The sequence below is a fragment of the Metasolibacillus fluoroglycofenilyticus genome (assembly GCF_003049645.1).
Taxonomy (GTDB): Bacteria; Bacillota; Bacilli; order Bacillales_A; family Planococcaceae; genus Metasolibacillus; species Metasolibacillus fluoroglycofenilyticus.
The window spans coordinates 1-242 of sequence record NZ_PYWK01000041.1 but is presented as its reverse complement, the minus strand read 5'-3'; the positions used below and the strand labels follow the sequence as shown (position 1 = coordinate 242).

Sequence of the window (242 nt, the reverse complement as noted above, 5' to 3'; positions counted from 1 at the left end):
ATGGTGAGCCATGAAGGACTCGAACCTTCGACCCTCTGATTAAAAGTCAGATGCTCTACCGACTGAGCTAATGGCTCAAAATGGTGCCGGCGATAGGAGTCGAACCCACGACCTACTGATTACAAGTCAGTTGCTCTACCAACTGAGCTACACCGGCATTTTGTTTGGTGGAGGATGACGGGTTCGAACCGCCGACCCCCTGCTTGTAAGGCAGGTGCTCTCCCAGCTGAGCTAATCCTCCA

General features: G+C 52.9%; 3 tRNA genes. All 3 read right to left on the bottom strand.

Features of this window, described 5'->3' with window-relative positions:
* Position 1 precedes the first annotated feature (1 nt).
* Positions 2-77, bottom strand: a tRNA-Lys gene (locus C9J36_RS17195).
* Positions 78-81: 4 nt separating this feature from the next.
* Positions 82-157, bottom strand: a tRNA-Thr gene (locus tag C9J36_RS17190).
* Positions 158-165: 8 nt separating this feature from the next.
* Positions 166-241 (bottom strand) — tRNA-Val (locus tag C9J36_RS17185).
* Position 242: the final 1 nt, after the last annotated feature.